Origin of the sequence: Coprococcus sp. TM115-187 (genome assembly GCF_027679115.1) — a bacterium.
Lineage (GTDB): Bacteria > Bacillota > Clostridia > Lachnospirales > Lachnospiraceae > Allocoprococcus > Allocoprococcus comes.
Genome location: NZ_JAQEKS010000037.1, coordinates 1 through 212 on the forward strand (window position 1 = coordinate 1; position 212 = coordinate 212).

The following is a 212-nucleotide window of genomic DNA, read 5'->3' on the forward strand; positions in this document are numbered from 1 at the left end:
AATTTCCATATGAGAACCTTCGCCGGCTAAATATGCTGCGACTGCTTGCTCTTTTTCTGTTTTGGAATAATGTTTGTTATGATTGGTTTTAAACGCATCTATTCCCATCGCTTCATAGTTTTTTACCCATTGTTTGAATGATTGAAAGGCTATACCTAAACGTTGTGCAATCGTCTTCATACTGCCTTTTCCATCTAAATATTCTTGAACTG

At 36.3% G+C, this 212-nt stretch carries 1 protein-coding gene; it reads right to left on the bottom strand.

What is annotated here, in order from left to right; genetic code table 11:
• The coding region (locus tag PGW42_RS15110; RefSeq protein WP_270235167.1) for a helix-turn-helix domain-containing protein at positions 1–212 on the bottom strand (212 nt) is incomplete at both ends.